Here is a 16,243-nt window from a genome sequence, read left to right as displayed (position 1 = left end):
CTTAAAATAATTTTGCATACTGCATATTATTTCTGCTTTTTTATTCTTAGTAAAATTATCTACAGCTCTAATAGTGAGCATAATTTATAGTCATTCGGGATATTTTCAATGAGACTAAATTTTTGCTTCATATCTACTTGATTCTATAGGATAAATTGGCTTTCGTTATATATTCATTATACATGAATAAAAATCATACTCTCAAAGCCATTGTTGCTCATTGTTCCATTTTCAAGTCTAACGTGTCAACCGCTATATACTATTTCCATGAACCCTAATGTTGCGATAATTTTTGGTTATTGAAAGGAAGCATAAAAGGTATTTTCATTTCTTTTTTATAGTTTTATTCTCTCGCTTATATCGGTCAAGAAAATGCTTTTTATTGTTTCAATATAAAAAAGATTTGAAATGAGAAAAACTTACAGTATTTGAGAATTTTCACTCAAGTAAAAAGTAATAAATTATTATAAATCAATATATTATCTTATAAAGCTGTATTCATATTTGAGAATTGAACACTAAATATAAAGATATAAAAATAATATTATAATAAAAGGTATTTTTTCTTCTCTACCCATTATGCTCAACAACCCATGTGAGGGGAAGGGGGTATTTCTCATAATTTTAACGCTTCGAATCTATGCAATATTTTGCAGTGAAATTTTTCCTTTATTGAAACTTCAAAAAGAAGATTAAAGAGTACTTATACAATGATGAAGTAAAGGGGCGAAAACGGAAAATTATTGATAACTGAAGAAAATAATAATATTTTTTTTCCAAAAGGTGTTGACCAAATGGAAAGTCAACCGTATGTTCCCTTCACTTTCTACAAATTAGATAGTGTGCAAACTAGATAGCTTGTGTGAGAGCGCGTAGCTCAGCTGGTAGAGCAACTGACTTTTAATCAGTAGGTCCAGGGTTCGAATCCCTGCGCGCTCACCAAATTTAAGTAATATCAATAGGCTATAAAAAATTTAAGAATCTTTTTTGTTTTGATTCTTTTTCAAGTTTTTATTGATTCTATAGCCTGTCATTTTCTATCAGCTGTTTTGGAATAGAGCGGTGCTATGCTGTCTCTTGTCCAACAAAAAAGAGCTTTAAGATTACGATAGGATTGTACCTGCGTTGGCAGCACATGTGGTTTCTAATTTTCTCAATCTATAGGTTGATTTTTTAATACCCACTGCATTACATGATTCGCAAAACAGTTGCTAAAATCACCACTTATTCACACTTAATATTATGAAATGAATTTTCTATAAGATGTTGATTTATTTAATTTTTACTCTTTTTAACATCTACTATAGTACATTTATTTCTTATGAAGATCATAAAAAGGTTAACAATACGTTAATTTCTTGATAGAAGGGGCCAATTCAAGAGTGGTATATGCGCGAGGGGAATCATTTAAAAACGTAAATTCTTCCGTTGCGTACAAAAAGCGTGACGTGGTTTTTACAGTAGTACTTAACAGAAATAAGTGGACTGAATAGATGCCTTCAAATAGAAAAAAGAAATTTACTTTTATGATTAAACCAACACTTCAATTGTTTTCTATGATCGTCATTTCTCAGTCACTGGTATCTTGTTGCGCAAGCCAAACTATGAATTTTTCAATAAAAGATTCCTATCATAATAAACCAATTAACGTAAACACTTCTGTACTACCTCAACAAGTATCCAATAAGAAGAATCAATCGGAAGAAAAAAAGCGTGGACGAGCGATTGTTGGTAAACCTTATCAAATAAAAGGAAAGTGGTATTATCCTCAAAGTGATCCAACTTATAAACGTGTTGGCGAAGCATCATGGTATGGTTCAGATTTTCATGGACGTTTAACTGCCAACGGTGAAATTTATGACATGAATCTTTTGACTGCTGCTCATCCTACAATGCCTTTACCTAGTTATGCTCGTGTTACTAATTTGAAAAATGGATCTTCAATCGTTGTTAGAGTGAATGATCGCGGACCTTTTATGAAAGACAGAATCATTGATTTATCAAGGCAAGCTGCGGCAATATTGGGGTATGTAGATAAGGGGGTCGCAGATGTTAAAGTAGAATATATTGCTGAAGCACCTGTTGGCTATTATGATGCTGCATATTTAATGTCCTCTTATACTCCTGGAAATGCTGCCCCATATTCATTAGCGTCAGAAAATGTTGCGAAAAAAAGAGAAACTGTTTTGTTAAAAGAGCAGCGCAATACAAGAAACAAAAAAGAATTAGCTAAAGCAGCTGCTGTTGAACAAGAACAACGTAATAAAACTGTTGTAGTTAAATTGCCAGAAATTGGTCCTATCATGGTTGATAAGCCGATACCATTCGATCAAGTTGCTTCTATAAATAAGCTAAACAAAAAAACAAAGGTTAATTGGCTACAACTGTTTTAAGAAAAAATGCATTGATTTTTTATCTATATAATTTTCTAGTAAAAAAGGTAAGAAATTACGGATTTAGTGTAGGATTTTTATCTTAAAGCGCTTTGTCCTTTTCAAAAAGCTTGGTTGGGTTCTATTATTATAAATTCAGTACGGCCTTTCCACTCCATTGCTGGTCTATTCGTCGTTTTATGATATTGCTTGCTTAATAAAGCGTGTACTTTTCTTGCTGTAATAGCTTTTGCTAGACGAAGGTAAATTATTGTGTCAGTCTGTTTGTGTAATCTCTAAAACAACTTGTACAATCGATTTGAGATGAATAAAAAGCTTAACAAGTAAAAAAATATTTTCTTTTGATTCGGCCTTGCATCTTTCTAAAGTATCTACGGTAATATCTTATGAAAAGATTATGCATTATCTTATGCTTTTGTTTATCATGTTCTTTAATGGAGTAAGTTCCCTCACGAAAAACAGAGCGTCTCAAACAAAATACACTTACATTGCCAATTCATGGACTTATTTAAAAGAGACATACTTTAACACGCTACAAGCCTATTTTGCGACAGCGCCTGTGAATGGTATAACTGTTAACGCCTTTAGACATCAGCATCTTTACTCTTATGAAGATATAAATCGACACCATCATACACTTTGCAAGTCCCCAATATTTTGTGCGATAATTCTTAACACTTGAGAGGTTTATAAGAAGTATTTTTACTCTCTTTTTTAATAATTTTTATCCATATACGAACCCTACTTATGACCCGTAAGTAAGCGATTTTTAATGAATTCAATATGAGAAGAGGGGATGAGAGAATCTTACAGTATTTTGAGTTAGCTTCAATTTTAAAATGATAATTTATCATAACAAATCAAAATACTATCAATAAAAATAGGAAAAAATCTTTTGTCTCTCATACATTTAAAATGTTAAACTGAACCTACATGGAAGATAAAAAACGTGTCATATTATTTTTTCTAAAGCTAAATGAAAATAAAATCTTTTTATGAGTTGTAAATAATTCCTCAATTTTCAGAAATCAAAAAGTTTTTTCCTATATAAGATTCTTTATGTTGATCTTTGGGATGGGAGGAGCAGCTATGTACACAATATTAAGGATCTTATTGATATTATGGGGAGTATTGGCATTTGATACGTGGGGGAGAGCACAAGATTTTCAAACTCCCGCATCACAACTGTTATTACTCGATGATGATACAGAGACAATACTTTATGAAAAACAAAGTGATATTCCTTTTTTTCCTGCTTCATTAGTAAAATTGATGACAGCAGAAGTTGTATTTCATCAATTAAAAAAAGGATTATTAAAAAGTACGCAGAAATTCAAGGTCAGTGAAAATGCTTGGCGCAAAGGTGGAGCACCTTCCGGTACAACCACTATGTTTGCAAAGATAAAGACAGAAATCAGTGTTTCTGATCTTTTACGTGGTTTAATTATTGTGAATGGAAATGATGCTGCTATTATTCTTGCTGAAGGAATATCAGGACATGAAGATCATTTTGTAAAACTGATGAATCAGCGCGCAAAAATAATCGGGTTATCTCAGAGTCATTTTGTTAATGCAACAGGGTTACCCGAAGAGGGACAATTTGTAACTGTGCGTGATATGATTATATTAGCACGTCATATTGTTCAGGAATATCCGGACTATTACGCACTTTATTGTGAGCCTCATTTTACATGGAATAATATTTTTCAACGTAATAAAAATCCTCTTATTTCTAAGGAAATTGGTGTAGAAGGATTTGGTTTTGGCTACAGTGAAAAAGAAGGTTTTTCAATGGTTGCCACCATTTCTAAAAATCATCGACGTCTTTTTTTAGCAATCAATGGTTTGCAAGATGGTAAAAAATATACAAAAGAAATAGAACGCATTCTTCAATGGGGAATGACGGCTTTTGATCTCAAAACGATTTTTACAAAAGAAGAAACGGTTGGTCGTGCTTCTGTTTATGGTGGTACGCAAAATTTTGTTCCACTCATTGTTAAAACACCAATAAGTTTTATGCTTTCGAATGAAAAAAAATTAAATGTTAAAGCAAAAATTAAATATCATGGTCCATTGAAAGCTCCCATCGTTTCTGGGAAATCAGTTGGCGTTATTCAAATTTTAGAAGATAAAAAGGTTCTTCTGGAAAAACCAGTTTTTGCCGGAATGAATGTTCAGGAAGGAAGTTTCTTTGCAAAAGTAAAAAATGCATTCTATGAAATAACAATTGGATGGTTACGAAAATATTTATAGTTACGCGCTAATAAGGTTAAGATCATACGTGTCAGGTTATTTTATTACATTCGAAGGAGGGGACGGGGTAGGGAAAACGGTGCAGATTTCTTTACTTGCTGAGTCTCTCTCACACCAAGGTTATGATGTTGTCACAACACGAGAACCAGGAGGAACACCAGGAGCAGAAGCAATCCGGCATATTTTGTTGTCGGGGCAGGCGCGACAGTATGGACCGTTGATTGAAGCTGTTTTGTTTACAGCTGCACGTGTCGACCATGTTACTGAGGTTATCGCACCTTCTTTGCAAAAAGGTAAAATCGTTTTATGTGACCGCTTTATTGATTCTACACGCGTTTATCAAGGACTCAATGATAGCGTCAGTTCTTCTCTTCTTTCTGTTTTAGAGTGTATTGCGCTCAATGGTATTTTGCCTCATTTAACATTTTTATTAGATATGCCTGCAATGTGTGGTATGAAGCGTGCAAATTTGCGAAGAAAAAAAACAGAAGAAATTGATTATTTTGAAAAAGATCAGTTGGAAATTCAAGAACAAAGGCGTCAGGCTTTTCTTCAATTGGCCAAACAGGAACCCCATAGATTTCGAGTTATTGATGCCACTGGCTCAGTGGAAGCCATTGCTCATCAAATAAAAAATATTTGTCATCAGGTATTGTTGGATCAGCTTTCATGAGTAATGTAAATACCTTACGCCAATATGATGATATTGATACAATTTTATCACCATCCCAGAACAATGTTATCTTTGGTCATGAGGATGTGCGTCATTTTTTGACACAAATGCTTAAAGAAGAGCGTTTACATCATGCATTATTATTTGAAGGAGAATATGGGATTGGAAAGGCTACATTAGCCTTTCATCTTGCTTGGAACATTTTAAGTTTTCAACAGAGTGCTTTCTTGAAACCCGATCCTTATTCTACCCCATGGCGCCAAATTACACAAGGAAGTCACCCTGGTCTTTTGTATATTTCACGTCGATTTGATGTGAAAACGCAAAAGTTTAAAACAGGAATACTCGTTGATGATATCCGTGATATTATGCATTTTTTAAGCCGAACATCACAAGAAAATGGATGGCGTATAGTTATTGTTGATTCTGCAGATGATATGAATAGAAATGCAGCAAATGCAATTCTTAAAATACTTGAAGAACCACCTACAAAAACGTTATTTGTTATTATCGCGCATTCTTCTGGCAAATTGCTTCCAACAATCCATTCACGGTGTCAAAAAATCTCTTTTCGTCCCTTGAATAACGATGAAATGAAAAAAGTTATTACACATATTTTCGCCAATCAGGATTTACCTGATGAGAAAACAATTGAAATGATTATTGAAAAATCTAAAGGAAGTCCTCGAAAAGCTGCTTTACTTGTTTGCCATGGCGGTTTTGAAATTATTAAAACAATTGATGCTCTCCTAGAGAAACCTGTTTGTAACGCAATGATTGTACATACTCTTGCACAAACATTTTCATCTGTTTCTTCTACATTCCAATTTCAACAATTTTGTGATGAAATTCTTAATAAAATTCAAAAAAAAGCTATCATGCTCGTTGAAAAGGGAGACTTATTTCTCTCAAAAAAATATGCGGAAAAATGGCGGGAGATTCATCAAGAAATAGAGGAAATACAACTGTTTAATCTCGATAAAAAGCAGTTTGTTATTAACTTGCTTTTTAAAGTTCATAAGATCATTCATGAGGATTAGTTTTTCCGTGACAATGCGATAAACAAACGTTATGTCATAATATCTTTTATTTATAGCGTTTTACAACGAGTATGACATGCGTGACACATATTACATAACAACTCCCATTTTTTATCCTAATGGTGCTCCACATATTGGACATGCTTATAGTGCAATTGCAAGCGATGTTTTAGCCCGCTTTCAACGGTTAAACGGAAAAAATGTATTTTTTCTTTCTGGTACAGATGAGCATGGTCTCAAGATGCAACAAACCGCAGCTGCATTAGGCATGACACCTCAGCAGCTTGCAGATCGTAATAGTGCGGTGTTTCAAAAAATGCTTGCAGTATTAAATTGTTCTAACGATGATTTTATCCGTACGACAGAAGAACGCCATTATCAAGCTTGTCAAGAAATTTGGAAAAAGATGGAAGCAAATGGCGATATTTATCTCGGTCGTTATACGGGGTGGTATTCGGTTCGCCAAGAAGCCTATTATGAAGAAAAAGATACGGAAGTTGGACCAGACAACATCCGTCGTGAGAAGGAATTAGGCTCTCCAGTTGAATGGAATGAAGAAGAAAGTTATTTTTTTAAACTTTCTCATTATGAAAAGGCTCTTCTTGAATATTATGAAAAACATCCTGATTTTATTGCTCCATTTGAGCGGCGTAATGAAATTATAAGTTTTATCAAATCAGGTTTAAAAGATATCTCTATTTCACGCGCAAGTTTTAACTGGGGAATTGCTGTTCCTGAGAATCCAAAGCACGTGATGTATGTCTGGGTTGATGCGCTTACAAATTATCTATCAGCAATAGGTTTTTTCAATGAAAATTCAAAAAAACGTGATTTTTGGCCTGCAAATACGCATATTATTGGTAAGGATATTATTCGTTTTCATGCAGTCTATTGGCCGGCATTTTTAATGTCTGCTGGAATTGAATTGCCTAAAAATATTTTTGCACATGGTTTTTTACTTAATCGTGGTGCAAAAATGTCAAAATCTATTGGAAATGTCGTTGATCCTTTTGAAATGGTTGATCATTATGGTCTTGATCAGGTCCGTTATTTCCTTCTCCGTGAAGTGCCATTCGGACAAGATGGTAGTTATAGTCATGAAAGCCTTGTGAACCGTATTAATGCTGATCTTGCTAACGATCTTGGTAATTTAGCACAGCGCTCTTTATCTATGATTGCCAAAAATTGTAATGCACAAGTCCCAAAACCAGCTTCATTTTTAGCTCAAGATAAACAGCTTTTAGAACAATCTCTTCAAGTACTTGAAACTGTACACCAAGCTATGTCTTCTTATAGTATGCATTTAGCACTTTCAGCTATTTTTTCAATTGTAGCAGATGCCAATCGCTATTTTGCCAACGAACAACCTTGGAGTTTACGTAAAAACGATCGAGAACGATTTTCTACAGTTCTTTATATAACTGTAGAAATCTTGCGGAGAATGGGAATTATGCTTTTGCCTTTCATACCCCAATCAGCAACGAAACTTCTTGATAGCCTTGCGGTTGCTGAAGATGATCGGTTATTGTATCATATAAGTCATTCAAAAATTCAAGAAGGGCTTGATCTTCCACCACCAGAACCAATTTTTCCTCGTTATATCTTGAAGAAAGAAGATACTCATCATGTTGATTGATACACATTGTCATCTTGATTTTGAAGATTTTTCACAAGATTTGGATAATGTTATCCAACGGGCTTTAGATGCTGACGTTAAACGTATGATAACAATTTCAACCCATGTTTATAAGTTAGATAAACTGTTAGCCATTGCGCAAAGCTATGATCAAGTCTTTTGTTCCGTTGGAACACACCCCAATCACGCGCATGAAGAACAAAATATTACAGCGGAAGAGCTTATACAGCTCTCGAATCATCCTAAAATTGTTGCGTTTGGGGAAGGGGGCCTTGATTATCATTATGATTACTCTACACCAGAAGAGCAAAAGAAAGTTTTTCAAGAACATATCATTGCTTCTCGAGAAACACAGATTCCTCTTGTTATCCATTCACGCAATGCAGATGATGATATGGAGAAAATATTACGTGAACAGATAAAAGAAGGAGCTTTTCCCTTTATCCTTCATTGTTATTCGTCTGGAATGCAACTTGCTCGTGCAGGAATTGAACTTGGTGGTTATATTTCTTTTTCAGGTATTCTTACTTTTAAAAACGCACTTGAAATCCGTGAAATAGCAAAAATTGTACCCCATGAGCATTTGTTAGTGGAAACAGATGCTCCATTCTTAGCACCTAGTCCCCATCGGGGCAAAACAAATGAACCATCTTTTGTATGCTATACGGCAGCTGTTTTGGCTGAAATAATTGGCTTAAGTATTGAAGAAACAGCCCAAATAACAACCCGTAACGCTTTTCGTTTATTTAGTAAAATGAAATAAGGCAAAAGATATGTGTGATCAGTACCGATTTACAATATTAGGCTGTGGTCCCTCTCCAGGAGTGCCCCGCCCCAATGGTGATTGGGGAACATGTGATCCGAATAACCCTAAAAATAAACGCTACAGAAGTTCTTTATTAGTTGAACGTATTAAACCATCAGGAGACAAAACAACGATCGTTATTGATACGGGTCCAGATTTTCGCTCACAAATGATCGATGCGCATGTGAACCATCTTGATGCTGCTCTTTACACGCATTCTCATGCTGACCATATCCACGGTATTGATGATTTACGCAGCTATGCACTTGCACAAAAATGTTTAATAGATATCTATGCCGACAGATTTACACTAGAACATCTCAAAAGTGCTTTCGGATATTGTTTTCAAACACCAAAAGATTCATCTTATTCTCCCATTTTAAAAGAGCATCTTATCAATGAAGATAGCCAATTTATTATTCAAGGGCAGGGTGGAGCAATAAGCATCAATACACATTTACAACACCACGGAAACATTCATTCCTTAGGTTTTCGGATTGGGAACGTTGCCTATTGTACGGATGTTAGTGAATTTCCTGAAAAAACATTATCCAAATTAATGGGTTTGGATGTTCTCATCATCGAAGCCCTTCAATTTAAATCTCACCCAAGTCATTTTTCTGTTGATCAAGCATTACAATGGATAAAATATTTAAAGCCAAAACAAGCAATACTCACACATATGGATAGATCGCTGGATTATAATGCAGTCGTAAATTACGTTCCATCCTATGTAAAACCTGCGTATCAGGGCCTTACTTTCGAAACAACTGCATAAGCTTATTCATACAATATTTTACGTTAAATAAAGTTTTTTGAAGATTATCCTTTATTTTGTTTTATTTTTGACATAAATATCACTTTTTTATGTTTAAAATGAGGTTTTTATGTATAAGAATTTTAAGCGGGGTGTATGTATTGCCGTTTTAGCAGTTTCCTTGACAGCATGTGGGGGGCGTTTAGAAAAAAATATTGCAACGACAACATTACATGATGGATCAATGAGTTGCACCGATATTCAACGGGAGTTTTTTGCTAATAAACGACAGATTAATGATACAATTAGAGAGCGTTCTACAGCAAGAAATAAAAATGTAGCTTTAGCAGCGGCAGGTGTTGTATTTTTACCTGCTCTGTTTTTTATGGATCCTAAATCCAGTGAAAGCAATGAAATTTCGGCTTTAAATAATCGTAATGCTGTTTTGAGTGATCTTGCACGTATGAAACGTTGTAAAATAGTACAGTAATTTTTCTTATTTATCATATGTAATTTCATTTTTTGGTCTTTAAGGAATATACCTTAAAGACCAAATCGAAATTAATGGATTTGGATGTTCTCATCATTGAAGCTCTACTCACACATAATTACAATGTGGTCGTAAATTACGTCCCATCCTATGTAAAACCTTGCATATCAAGGTCTTACTTTTTAAACAGATGCGTGAACTTATTAACGAAATATATTTTTGTTGATAGTATATTTGTTAAAATTTTAATCTTACTTTTGCTCTATTCAAATCTCATTAAAAACATTTTGTGTTAAAAGTGAGGTTTTTATGTATAAAGAAAATTTTAAATGGGGTGTATGTATTGTCGTTTTAGCGTTTTTTTTGACAGCATGTGGGGGGCGTTTAGAAAAAAATATTCCAGTTACCACATTACATGATGGAACAATGAGTTGTTCTGATATTCAACGGGAATTTTTTGCTAATAAGCGCCAAATCGATGCTACAATTAGAGAGCGTTATAAAGCAAGAAATAAAAATGCGGCTTTAGCAGCAACAAGTCTTGTATTTCTTCCTGCTTTGTTTTTTATAGATCCTAAATCCAGTGAAAGTAATGAAATTTCAGCTTTAAATAACCGTAATGCTGTTTTGAGTGATCTTGCACGTACGAAACGTTGTCAAATAGCACAATAATTTTTCTTAGTTTTATTATACGTAATTTCATTATCACTATCACTATTTTTGGTCTTTAAGGAATGTACTTTAAAGACCAAATTTTATTTTAAAAGTAAATTGTATGATATAAATATGATGATGTTTTAAAGGAGGGTTTTCTTTTTGGATAAAGGATTTATCTTCTGCATCATATTATCGCATAATATATATTATGGAACTTTATGGAGAAGTATAGCTAGCATCAGTGTTTTGAGGAACGAAGCTTTAAAATGAGCTACTTGAGCTAGTTAAGTTAGCTAAGATCGAAAATTGAGCCTGTTATTCTGGCTCGAAAATTTTAATCACAATGTTTTTTTATTTTTTACTCTTTTAAAAAAAATAATTACAATTTGTAGTACTATAAAAGCTAAAAACAATATTCCATGAAATAATGGTACAAATGGCTGATAAATAAAATCGGAATAATATATTGTTATTGCTTCAATCAACGCTGCAATACACCACACAATGATACCCCATAGTGAATACATCCAAAGTCCAACTAAGGCAATAGGATAGAGAATAGCCAATATAGCTGATGCAAATTGCCACTGCCAAGGCATAAGATCAAAACGCCATAGAATACCTGGAAAAACCCCAACAAGGCGTATCCAATAACAAATACCTAGAACTAAGCAAATAAATGCCAAAAACCGTAAGTAACAGTTATAGATTAAATTGATTTTTGAAATCTGTTTGTGAGAATTATTTTTCACAATAATAACTCTTGTTCAACAGGTTGGAAGTAAGAATCTACCATTTCATCTGTCACATTTGAAAGTTTATCTGGTTGCCATTGAGGTCTTTTATCCTTATCGATTAACATAGCACGTATACCTTCATAAAAATCATGTGAATGAATCATATGATACGCTATGCGGTTTTCAATTTTCATACAATCTTCCAACGTTTGAGATGAATTTTGTTTCATTTGTTTCCAGATAACTTTTAAACTTGTCGGAGAACGTGACTGCAAAATATCATAACATTCTTTAGCAAATAAAACATCTTCATTGCTTTTTTTATGTAGCAACTCAAGACATTCTTCTAAGGTATGTGCACTAAAACAAGTGTTAATAATACAACGTATTTCATGACTTGTTTCATAGTCTTTTGTAATTGCTCGCTCGTTTAAAGCTAAAGTAGGATCTCCTTGCTCAATAACAGCTTTTCTAATCATATCGAATTCAGTTTCAGCAACGGCGTGTGTTGCTAATCCTAAATTTAAGCAATCTCCCCACTTTATACGTGCGCCCGTTAATGCAAGATAGATACCAAAATGATTGGGAAGAGATGGTAAGAAAAAACTTGCACCTACATCTGGGAAAAATCCAATCGCACCTTCTGGCATAGCAAAAACTGTATTTTCTGTAACAATTCGATGCGAGCCATAGAGAGAAATACCTACCCCTCCTCCCATCCAAATACCGTTTAAGAAAGAAATGTAGGGCTTTGAAAAATGTTTGATATAAGCATTTAAACTATATTCATTTCTAAAGTATTGACAAGCAGCAGCACTTTTCCCCATATGATAGATTTCTACAACATCTCCACCAGCACAAAAAGCACGCCCTTCCCCTTCAATTAAGACACAAGAAACATTATCATCTGTTTCCCATGTTCTGAGAGCTTTTTTTAAAGCTGAAACCATTCGTTGATTAAGAGCGTTTAATGCTGAAGGACGTGTGAGCTTTATAATACCAGCACGCCCTTCTTTCGTAAAAGAAATATCATCATCTGCTCCAAAATTAATTTGCATCTCACACCCTTCTTAAAACAATTATTTCATTGTTTTTTTTATACTTTTTGCCCCAAGTTTAGGAAATATTTGCATGATTGCGCCAATACAATATATATAAATTCCTGTTACCGAAATTCCTATTTTAACCCAATAGGGAGCCTCTAGTTGATAAAAGAAGGCAGAAACACCAAAAAAACACCATAAGAGAAAAATGGGAAAATTAATTCTACGTAAACGAAGTACTCTTACTGGATGAATAAAATAAATTGGCAAAAAAGATATAATCGCCGATAGAACAATAATGATAAAAGTAATCCACTCTCCTGGTCTGACGACAAAAAGCGTAAAAATCATCATATTCCAAACAACAGGAAATCCTTTAAAAAAGTTTTCTTTGGTTTTCATACTAGTATCTGCATAATAAATAGCAGATGAAATAACAATAATTGCACTCAATGAAAATGATAACCCTACCCCCATGAAACCACTTTGATAGAGTGCAAAGGCAGGAATTAAGACATAAGTCACGTAATCAATAATATTATCTAACAGCTCTCCAGACCATGTTGGAAGAACGTACTTAACATCAAGTTTGCGTGCAATTGGTCCATCTATACCATCAACGAGAAGAGCAAGCCCAAGCCAACAGAACATAGCTGTCCATTCTTTTTGAGAGGCTGATATAAGAGAAAGAAACGCTAAAAATGATCCCGAAGCTGTTAGTAAATGAACGGAAAAGGCCTTTGCTTGTGGCATTGTTACTTTTTTATGGCGTAATAATTTAGCATTTGTTTTGATTTTCTTTGTTAATTTACGTTTCAAGGTTTTCTTATCCTCGTTTTTAAAGTCTTCAACCATCTATCAATACGCCATTTTTTAACGATGATATAACTCAGCATTTAAAAAAATCATAAAAAGGTTACTTTTTTATATCGCATTATTTATTACATACTATAATAATAGAAGAGCTTCATATAATAAAAAGAGAGAGATCATTTGGAAATGTTAAAATATTTTCTCAATGAATAAAGGTTCAAATCGTTGTGATATTTGAAAAGGAAGAGCATAAAGATATTGCTGTTATTGGTGCAGGTCCTGTCGGAATGTTAGCCGCGCTGAGTCTTGCACAGAAGGGGCTTTCTGTTTTTCTTGTTGGACCCCCTGCTCATACAGATGAGTTACGGACAACGGCTCTTATGATGCCCGCAATACGCACGCTTCAAAAACTCAATATTTGGGATAATCTTCAAAAACATGCAGCTGCTTTATCGTCCATGAGAATTATAGATATAACTTCTAGAATTGTGCATGCTCCTACGGTGCATTTTTCTTCTACTGAAATTGGCGAAAAAGCTTTTGGCTATAATATACCTAATGTAAAATTGAACAGTGCTTTAGTCGACGCTGTTACACATACGCCCAATATTACAAGATTTGTTTCTGCAGCCAAATCTGTTCATCACACAAAAAACCATGTATGCATTACTCTTGCTGATCATAGAATTATTCAAGCACCACTTGTTGTTGCAGCTGATGGACGTCACTCTCTTACACGTGCCGCAGCAGGGATAAGTGTGAAACAGTGGAATTATCCACAAAAAGCACTTGTTCTCAACTTTTCTCATGAGTTTTCTCATCAAAATACATCAACTGAATTTCATACAGAACACGGTCCATTTACACAGGTTCCACTACTAGGACGAAGATCTAGTCTTGTATGGGTTGTTCATCCTTCCCGCGCTGAGGAATTATTAAATATAGAACCAAAAACAATTGCAAAAATGATCGAAAACCAAATGCAATCAATGCTTGGAAAGCTAAGCTTAGAAACATCAATTCAAGCATGGCCGCTTTTCGGACTTCTTTCTCATCATTTTGCTGCTAATCGAACAATTTTAGTGGGTGAAGCCGCTCATGTTTTTCCCCCTATTGGGGCACAGGGATTGAATTTAGGATTCCGTGATGTCCAAACTTTAATTGATATTTTACCCAATAAAATATCCAATTCTAACTCTGAAATGATTGTTGCACATTATAACAAATGCCGCAAACCAGATATATTAATCCGAAGTGGAGCTGTTCATACACTGAACTCTGCTCTACTTTCTCATATGTTGCCTGTTCATATCATACGAAGCATTGGGCTTGGTTTGTTGCATAGTTTCCCACCATTACGTAATTTATTTATGCGCGAAGGAATGTATCCCGGTTATGGATTCAAGGAAATTATGCAAATATTTCCAACAAAATCATCAAAACAGCTCTACTAAGCAATAATGAATAATAACGTAAGATAAAAAATAATAAATTGTATTTTGAATCATATCTATTACTGATGTAAAAAAATATTTTTGTTCTTTCTAAGAAGTAACAAATTATATTAAAATAATTAATTATATTTATTGATTTATTTATAATAATAACATGTTTAATTAATATAACTGTAAATTATTTTTTATTAAAAATTATTATATTATTTAGTATGTTGATATGAAATAAGAGAAAACTGAATTATAGACTACAAATTAAATTATAAAGATATCTTGCTAAATCATAGCTGTTAAATTTAGAAATATAAATAAAATGAAAAATAATACCGTTTTGAAAAATTTATTTTATTAAATTAATTTTAATAAGAAAATAAATAAAAACAGTTTTATTTAATCAATATATTTTCAAAAATTTTTATTGTTAAGTATAATATTAAAAATAAAATCATCTTTGGAACCTGTTAGTAACACAGAGGTTAATGAAGTGTTGTTTCAACAAATGGTAACAAGATGACACTAAATAATTTTTTGAAATTAAGTACTTTTTTTATAATGATTGCATGTGTCTCGTTGATAGTCACGACTTCAATAAGTGAAGTTTTTCACCTTCCTTATTGTCAAACCTTTACCTATAGCTCTACTCAAAAGGTCACTAAAATAGGTCAGAACTCATTTACTGCTTCACAAGTTAAAAATTGTCTTATGCAAAATGGTTTTGAGAATATTAAACGATTGCGCTTAGATGACAATGGTATCTGGCGTGCTTTAGTAAAATTTAAAAAGTCCCATTTTTTCGTATCCGTTGACTATTCAGGAACAGTTAGCATTCAAAATGAAAGAAAAGAATATGATTGATTTAAAAACTTACAGCAACGTTTCTTTTCACAGCTGTAAGAAAAAAAAATTAAAAAAGTACTGCCATTCTATTAAAGAATTTTCTTTCATTGGCGGTTTAAATGGTAGCATATCAGGAGCTATCGCGGCAACTCTTGCAGCTTATGGTTATATTGCTCTTCCAGGATTTGGTCCAGTTATCGCAATGGGTATAGGAGTAGCACTTTCTTCCGGAATAATAATAGGAGCACTGATAGGATCAGGAATGGGAGGGAGTGTCGGTATATGCTGTATTTTATTGGGAAATTTATATGAATCATAATAATTTTTTCTCTTATAAATTTCATAATGAATAGAAATTTCTCGTCATTTTTTCTATGAAAAACAATTAAATCATCAACAAATTATATGTTCTTTTTTTGATGAAACGATCATCATATTGTAAATGAAATAATAGCTAACTTACTAAAATTCCTTATTTAATTTCTTATTATACCTCAAAAAGTAGATTTTTTAAAAGCATCTCTTGAAGAAATGTAAGTGAGATATAATTATCCATCCATAAAAGCTGTATTTTTTATAGATCAAAAAATAAAAGTTATGTTCAGAAATATATATAAACACACTTTAATTTATTTGCTCTTTCTAATAACAGAAT

The 16,243-nt window shown here is 33.3% G+C and carries 15 protein-coding genes, 1 tRNA gene and 2 pseudogenes; 14 read left to right on the top strand and 4 right to left on the bottom strand.

Annotated elements, in window-relative coordinates:
* Positions 1-866: 866 nt before the first annotated feature.
* Positions 867-942, top strand: a tRNA-Lys gene (locus ACFINL_RS03655).
* A gap of 88 nt (positions 943-1,030) precedes the next feature.
* Here the strand turns inward: ACFINL_RS03655 and ACFINL_RS03650 are convergent.
* Positions 1,031-1,208 (bottom strand): annotated as a pseudogene (locus tag ACFINL_RS03650) (integrase); the annotation flags it as partial.
* A gap of 285 nt (positions 1,209-1,493) precedes the next feature.
* Here ACFINL_RS03650 and ACFINL_RS03645 point away from each other — a divergent pair.
* The 10 genes and pseudogenes from ACFINL_RS03645 (at position 1,494) to ACFINL_RS03600 (ending at position 10,719) form a co-directional block, all read left to right on the top strand.
* Positions 1,494-2,393 carry a septal ring lytic transglycosylase RlpA family protein gene (locus ACFINL_RS03645; protein ID WP_375650314.1) on the top strand — a complete coding sequence of 300 codons (900 nt, stop codon included), beginning with the start codon at positions 1,494-1,496 and terminating at the stop codon, positions 2,391-2,393.
* A 1,089-nt stretch (positions 2,394-3,482) separates the two neighbouring features.
* Positions 3,483-4,646 (top strand): D-alanyl-D-alanine carboxypeptidase family protein, encoded by a 1,164-nt coding sequence (locus ACFINL_RS03640; RefSeq protein WP_375650310.1) that lies wholly within the window; start codon positions 3,483-3,485, stop codon positions 4,644-4,646.
* A 28-nt stretch (positions 4,647-4,674) separates the two neighbouring features.
* Positions 4,675-5,319, top strand: a complete 645-nt coding sequence (tmk, locus tag ACFINL_RS03635) for a dTMP kinase (protein ID WP_375611916.1) — start codon at positions 4,675-4,677, stop codon at positions 5,317-5,319.
* Positions 5,316-6,359, top strand: a complete 1,044-nt coding sequence (locus ACFINL_RS03630) for a DNA polymerase III subunit delta' (RefSeq protein WP_375611915.1) — start codon at positions 5,316-5,318, stop codon at positions 6,357-6,359. Before tmk ends, ACFINL_RS03630 begins: the two co-directional genes overlap by 4 nt.
* A 76-nt stretch (positions 6,360-6,435) precedes the next feature.
* Positions 6,436-7,995, top strand: a complete 1,560-nt coding sequence (metG, locus tag ACFINL_RS03625) for a methionine--tRNA ligase (RefSeq protein ID WP_375650306.1) — start codon at positions 6,436-6,438, stop codon at positions 7,993-7,995.
* On the top strand, positions 7,985-8,758 hold the full coding sequence (locus tag ACFINL_RS03620) for a TatD family hydrolase (protein WP_375650302.1): 774 nt from the start codon (positions 7,985-7,987) through the stop codon (positions 8,756-8,758). The genes metG and ACFINL_RS03620 overlap by 11 nt, the downstream gene beginning before the upstream one ends.
* 10 nt (positions 8,759-8,768) lie before the next feature.
* A complete protein-coding gene (locus ACFINL_RS03615; protein ID WP_375650298.1) occupies positions 8,769-9,578 on the top strand; it encodes an MBL fold metallo-hydrolase in 810 nt (269 codons plus the stop codon).
* A 109-nt stretch (positions 9,579-9,687) separates the two neighbouring features.
* Complete coding sequence (locus ACFINL_RS03610; protein ID WP_375606871.1) at positions 9,688-10,047, top strand: hypothetical protein; 360 nt, start codon at positions 9,688-9,690, stop codon at positions 10,045-10,047.
* A 44-nt stretch (positions 10,048-10,091) separates the two neighbouring features.
* Positions 10,092-10,233 (top strand): annotated as a pseudogene (locus ACFINL_RS03605) (MBL fold metallo-hydrolase); the annotation flags it as partial.
* Positions 10,234-10,356: 123 nt separating this feature from the next.
* Positions 10,357-10,719: a hypothetical protein gene (locus tag ACFINL_RS03600; protein WP_375618144.1), complete on the top strand. Its 363-nt coding sequence runs from the start codon at positions 10,357-10,359 to the stop codon at positions 10,717-10,719.
* Positions 10,720-11,042: 323 nt separating this feature from the next.
* Here ACFINL_RS03600 and ACFINL_RS03595 read toward each other — a convergent pair whose 3' ends face one another.
* Genes ACFINL_RS03595 through pcsA form a run of 3 tightly spaced genes read right to left on the bottom strand, consistent with a single transcriptional unit; the run spans position 11,043 to position 13,339 of the window.
* Entirely contained in the window at positions 11,043-11,456 is a 414-nt protein-coding gene (locus ACFINL_RS03595; RefSeq protein ID WP_375613429.1) for a DUF6163 family protein, read from the bottom strand.
* The gene (locus tag ACFINL_RS03590; RefSeq protein WP_375650295.1) at positions 11,453-12,499 is read right to left on the bottom strand and encodes an enoyl-CoA hydratase/isomerase family protein; all 1,047 of its coding nucleotides are present in this window, start codon (positions 12,497-12,499) and stop codon (positions 11,453-11,455) included. The genes ACFINL_RS03595 and ACFINL_RS03590 overlap by 4 nt, the downstream gene beginning before the upstream one ends.
* Positions 12,500-12,520: 21 nt before the next feature.
* The gene (gene pcsA / locus ACFINL_RS03585) at positions 12,521-13,339 is read right to left on the bottom strand and encodes a phosphatidylcholine synthase (RefSeq protein WP_375650291.1); all 819 of its coding nucleotides are present in this window, start codon (positions 13,337-13,339) and stop codon (positions 12,521-12,523) included.
* Positions 13,340-13,524: 185 nt separating this feature from the next.
* Here pcsA and ACFINL_RS03580 point away from each other — a divergent pair, with 185 nt between their 5' ends.
* The 3 genes from ACFINL_RS03580 to ACFINL_RS03570 all read left to right on the top strand — a co-directional run bounded on the left by ACFINL_RS03580 (position 13,525) and on the right by ACFINL_RS03570 (position 15,907).
* On the top strand, positions 13,525-14,751 hold the full coding sequence (locus tag ACFINL_RS03580) for a UbiH/UbiF family hydroxylase (RefSeq protein WP_375650287.1): 1,227 nt from the start codon (positions 13,525-13,527) through the stop codon (positions 14,749-14,751).
* Between the two features lie 510 nt (positions 14,752-15,261).
* Positions 15,262-15,606 carry a hypothetical protein gene (locus ACFINL_RS03575; RefSeq protein WP_375611907.1) on the top strand — a complete coding sequence of 115 codons (345 nt, stop codon included), beginning with the start codon at positions 15,262-15,264 and terminating at the stop codon, positions 15,604-15,606.
* Positions 15,599-15,907, top strand: coding sequence for a hypothetical protein (locus ACFINL_RS03570; RefSeq protein WP_375611906.1), 309 nt, complete (start codon positions 15,599-15,601; stop codon positions 15,905-15,907). Before ACFINL_RS03575 ends, ACFINL_RS03570 begins: the two co-directional genes overlap by 8 nt.
* Positions 15,908-16,243: the final 336 nt, after the last annotated feature.

Origin of the sequence: Bartonella sp. AA78NXGY, assembly GCF_042197005.1 — a bacterium.
Classification (GTDB): domain Bacteria; phylum Pseudomonadota; class Alphaproteobacteria; order Rhizobiales; family Rhizobiaceae; genus Bartonella.
Note: the sequence above shows the minus strand (reverse complement) of the source record. Positions and strands in the feature narration are given on the sequence as shown.

Bases quoted from the DNA above. Each gene is read 5' to 3' on its own strand.
- ACFINL_RS03620 (WP_375650302.1), top strand. From the start codon at position 7,985: ATGTTGATTGATACACATTGTCATCTTGATTTTGAAGATTTTTCACAA.
- metG (WP_375650306.1), top strand. From the start codon at position 6,436: ATGCGTGACACATATTACATAACAACTCCCATTTTTTATCCTAATGGT.
- ACFINL_RS03630 (WP_375611915.1), top strand. From the start codon at position 5,316: ATGAGTAATGTAAATACCTTACGCCAATATGATGATATTGATACAATT.
- ACFINL_RS03590 (WP_375650295.1), bottom strand. From the start codon at position 12,499: ATGCAAATTAATTTTGGAGCAGATGATGATATTTCTTTTACGAAAGAA.
- ACFINL_RS03570 (WP_375611906.1), top strand. From the start codon at position 15,599: ATGATTGATTTAAAAACTTACAGCAACGTTTCTTTTCACAGCTGTAAG.
- pcsA (WP_375650291.1), bottom strand. From the start codon at position 13,339: ATGGTTGAAGACTTTAAAAACGAGGATAAGAAAACCTTGAAACGTAAA.
- ACFINL_RS03600 (WP_375618144.1), top strand. From the start codon at position 10,357: ATGTATAAAGAAAATTTTAAATGGGGTGTATGTATTGTCGTTTTAGCG.
- ACFINL_RS03645 (WP_375650314.1), top strand. From the start codon at position 1,494: ATGCCTTCAAATAGAAAAAAGAAATTTACTTTTATGATTAAACCAACA.
- ACFINL_RS03615 (WP_375650298.1), top strand. From the start codon at position 8,769: ATGTGTGATCAGTACCGATTTACAATATTAGGCTGTGGTCCCTCTCCA.
- ACFINL_RS03575 (WP_375611907.1), top strand. From the start codon at position 15,262: ATGACACTAAATAATTTTTTGAAATTAAGTACTTTTTTTATAATGATT.
- ACFINL_RS03640 (WP_375650310.1), top strand. From the start codon at position 3,483: ATGTACACAATATTAAGGATCTTATTGATATTATGGGGAGTATTGGCA.
- ACFINL_RS03610 (WP_375606871.1), top strand. From the start codon at position 9,688: ATGTATAAGAATTTTAAGCGGGGTGTATGTATTGCCGTTTTAGCAGTT.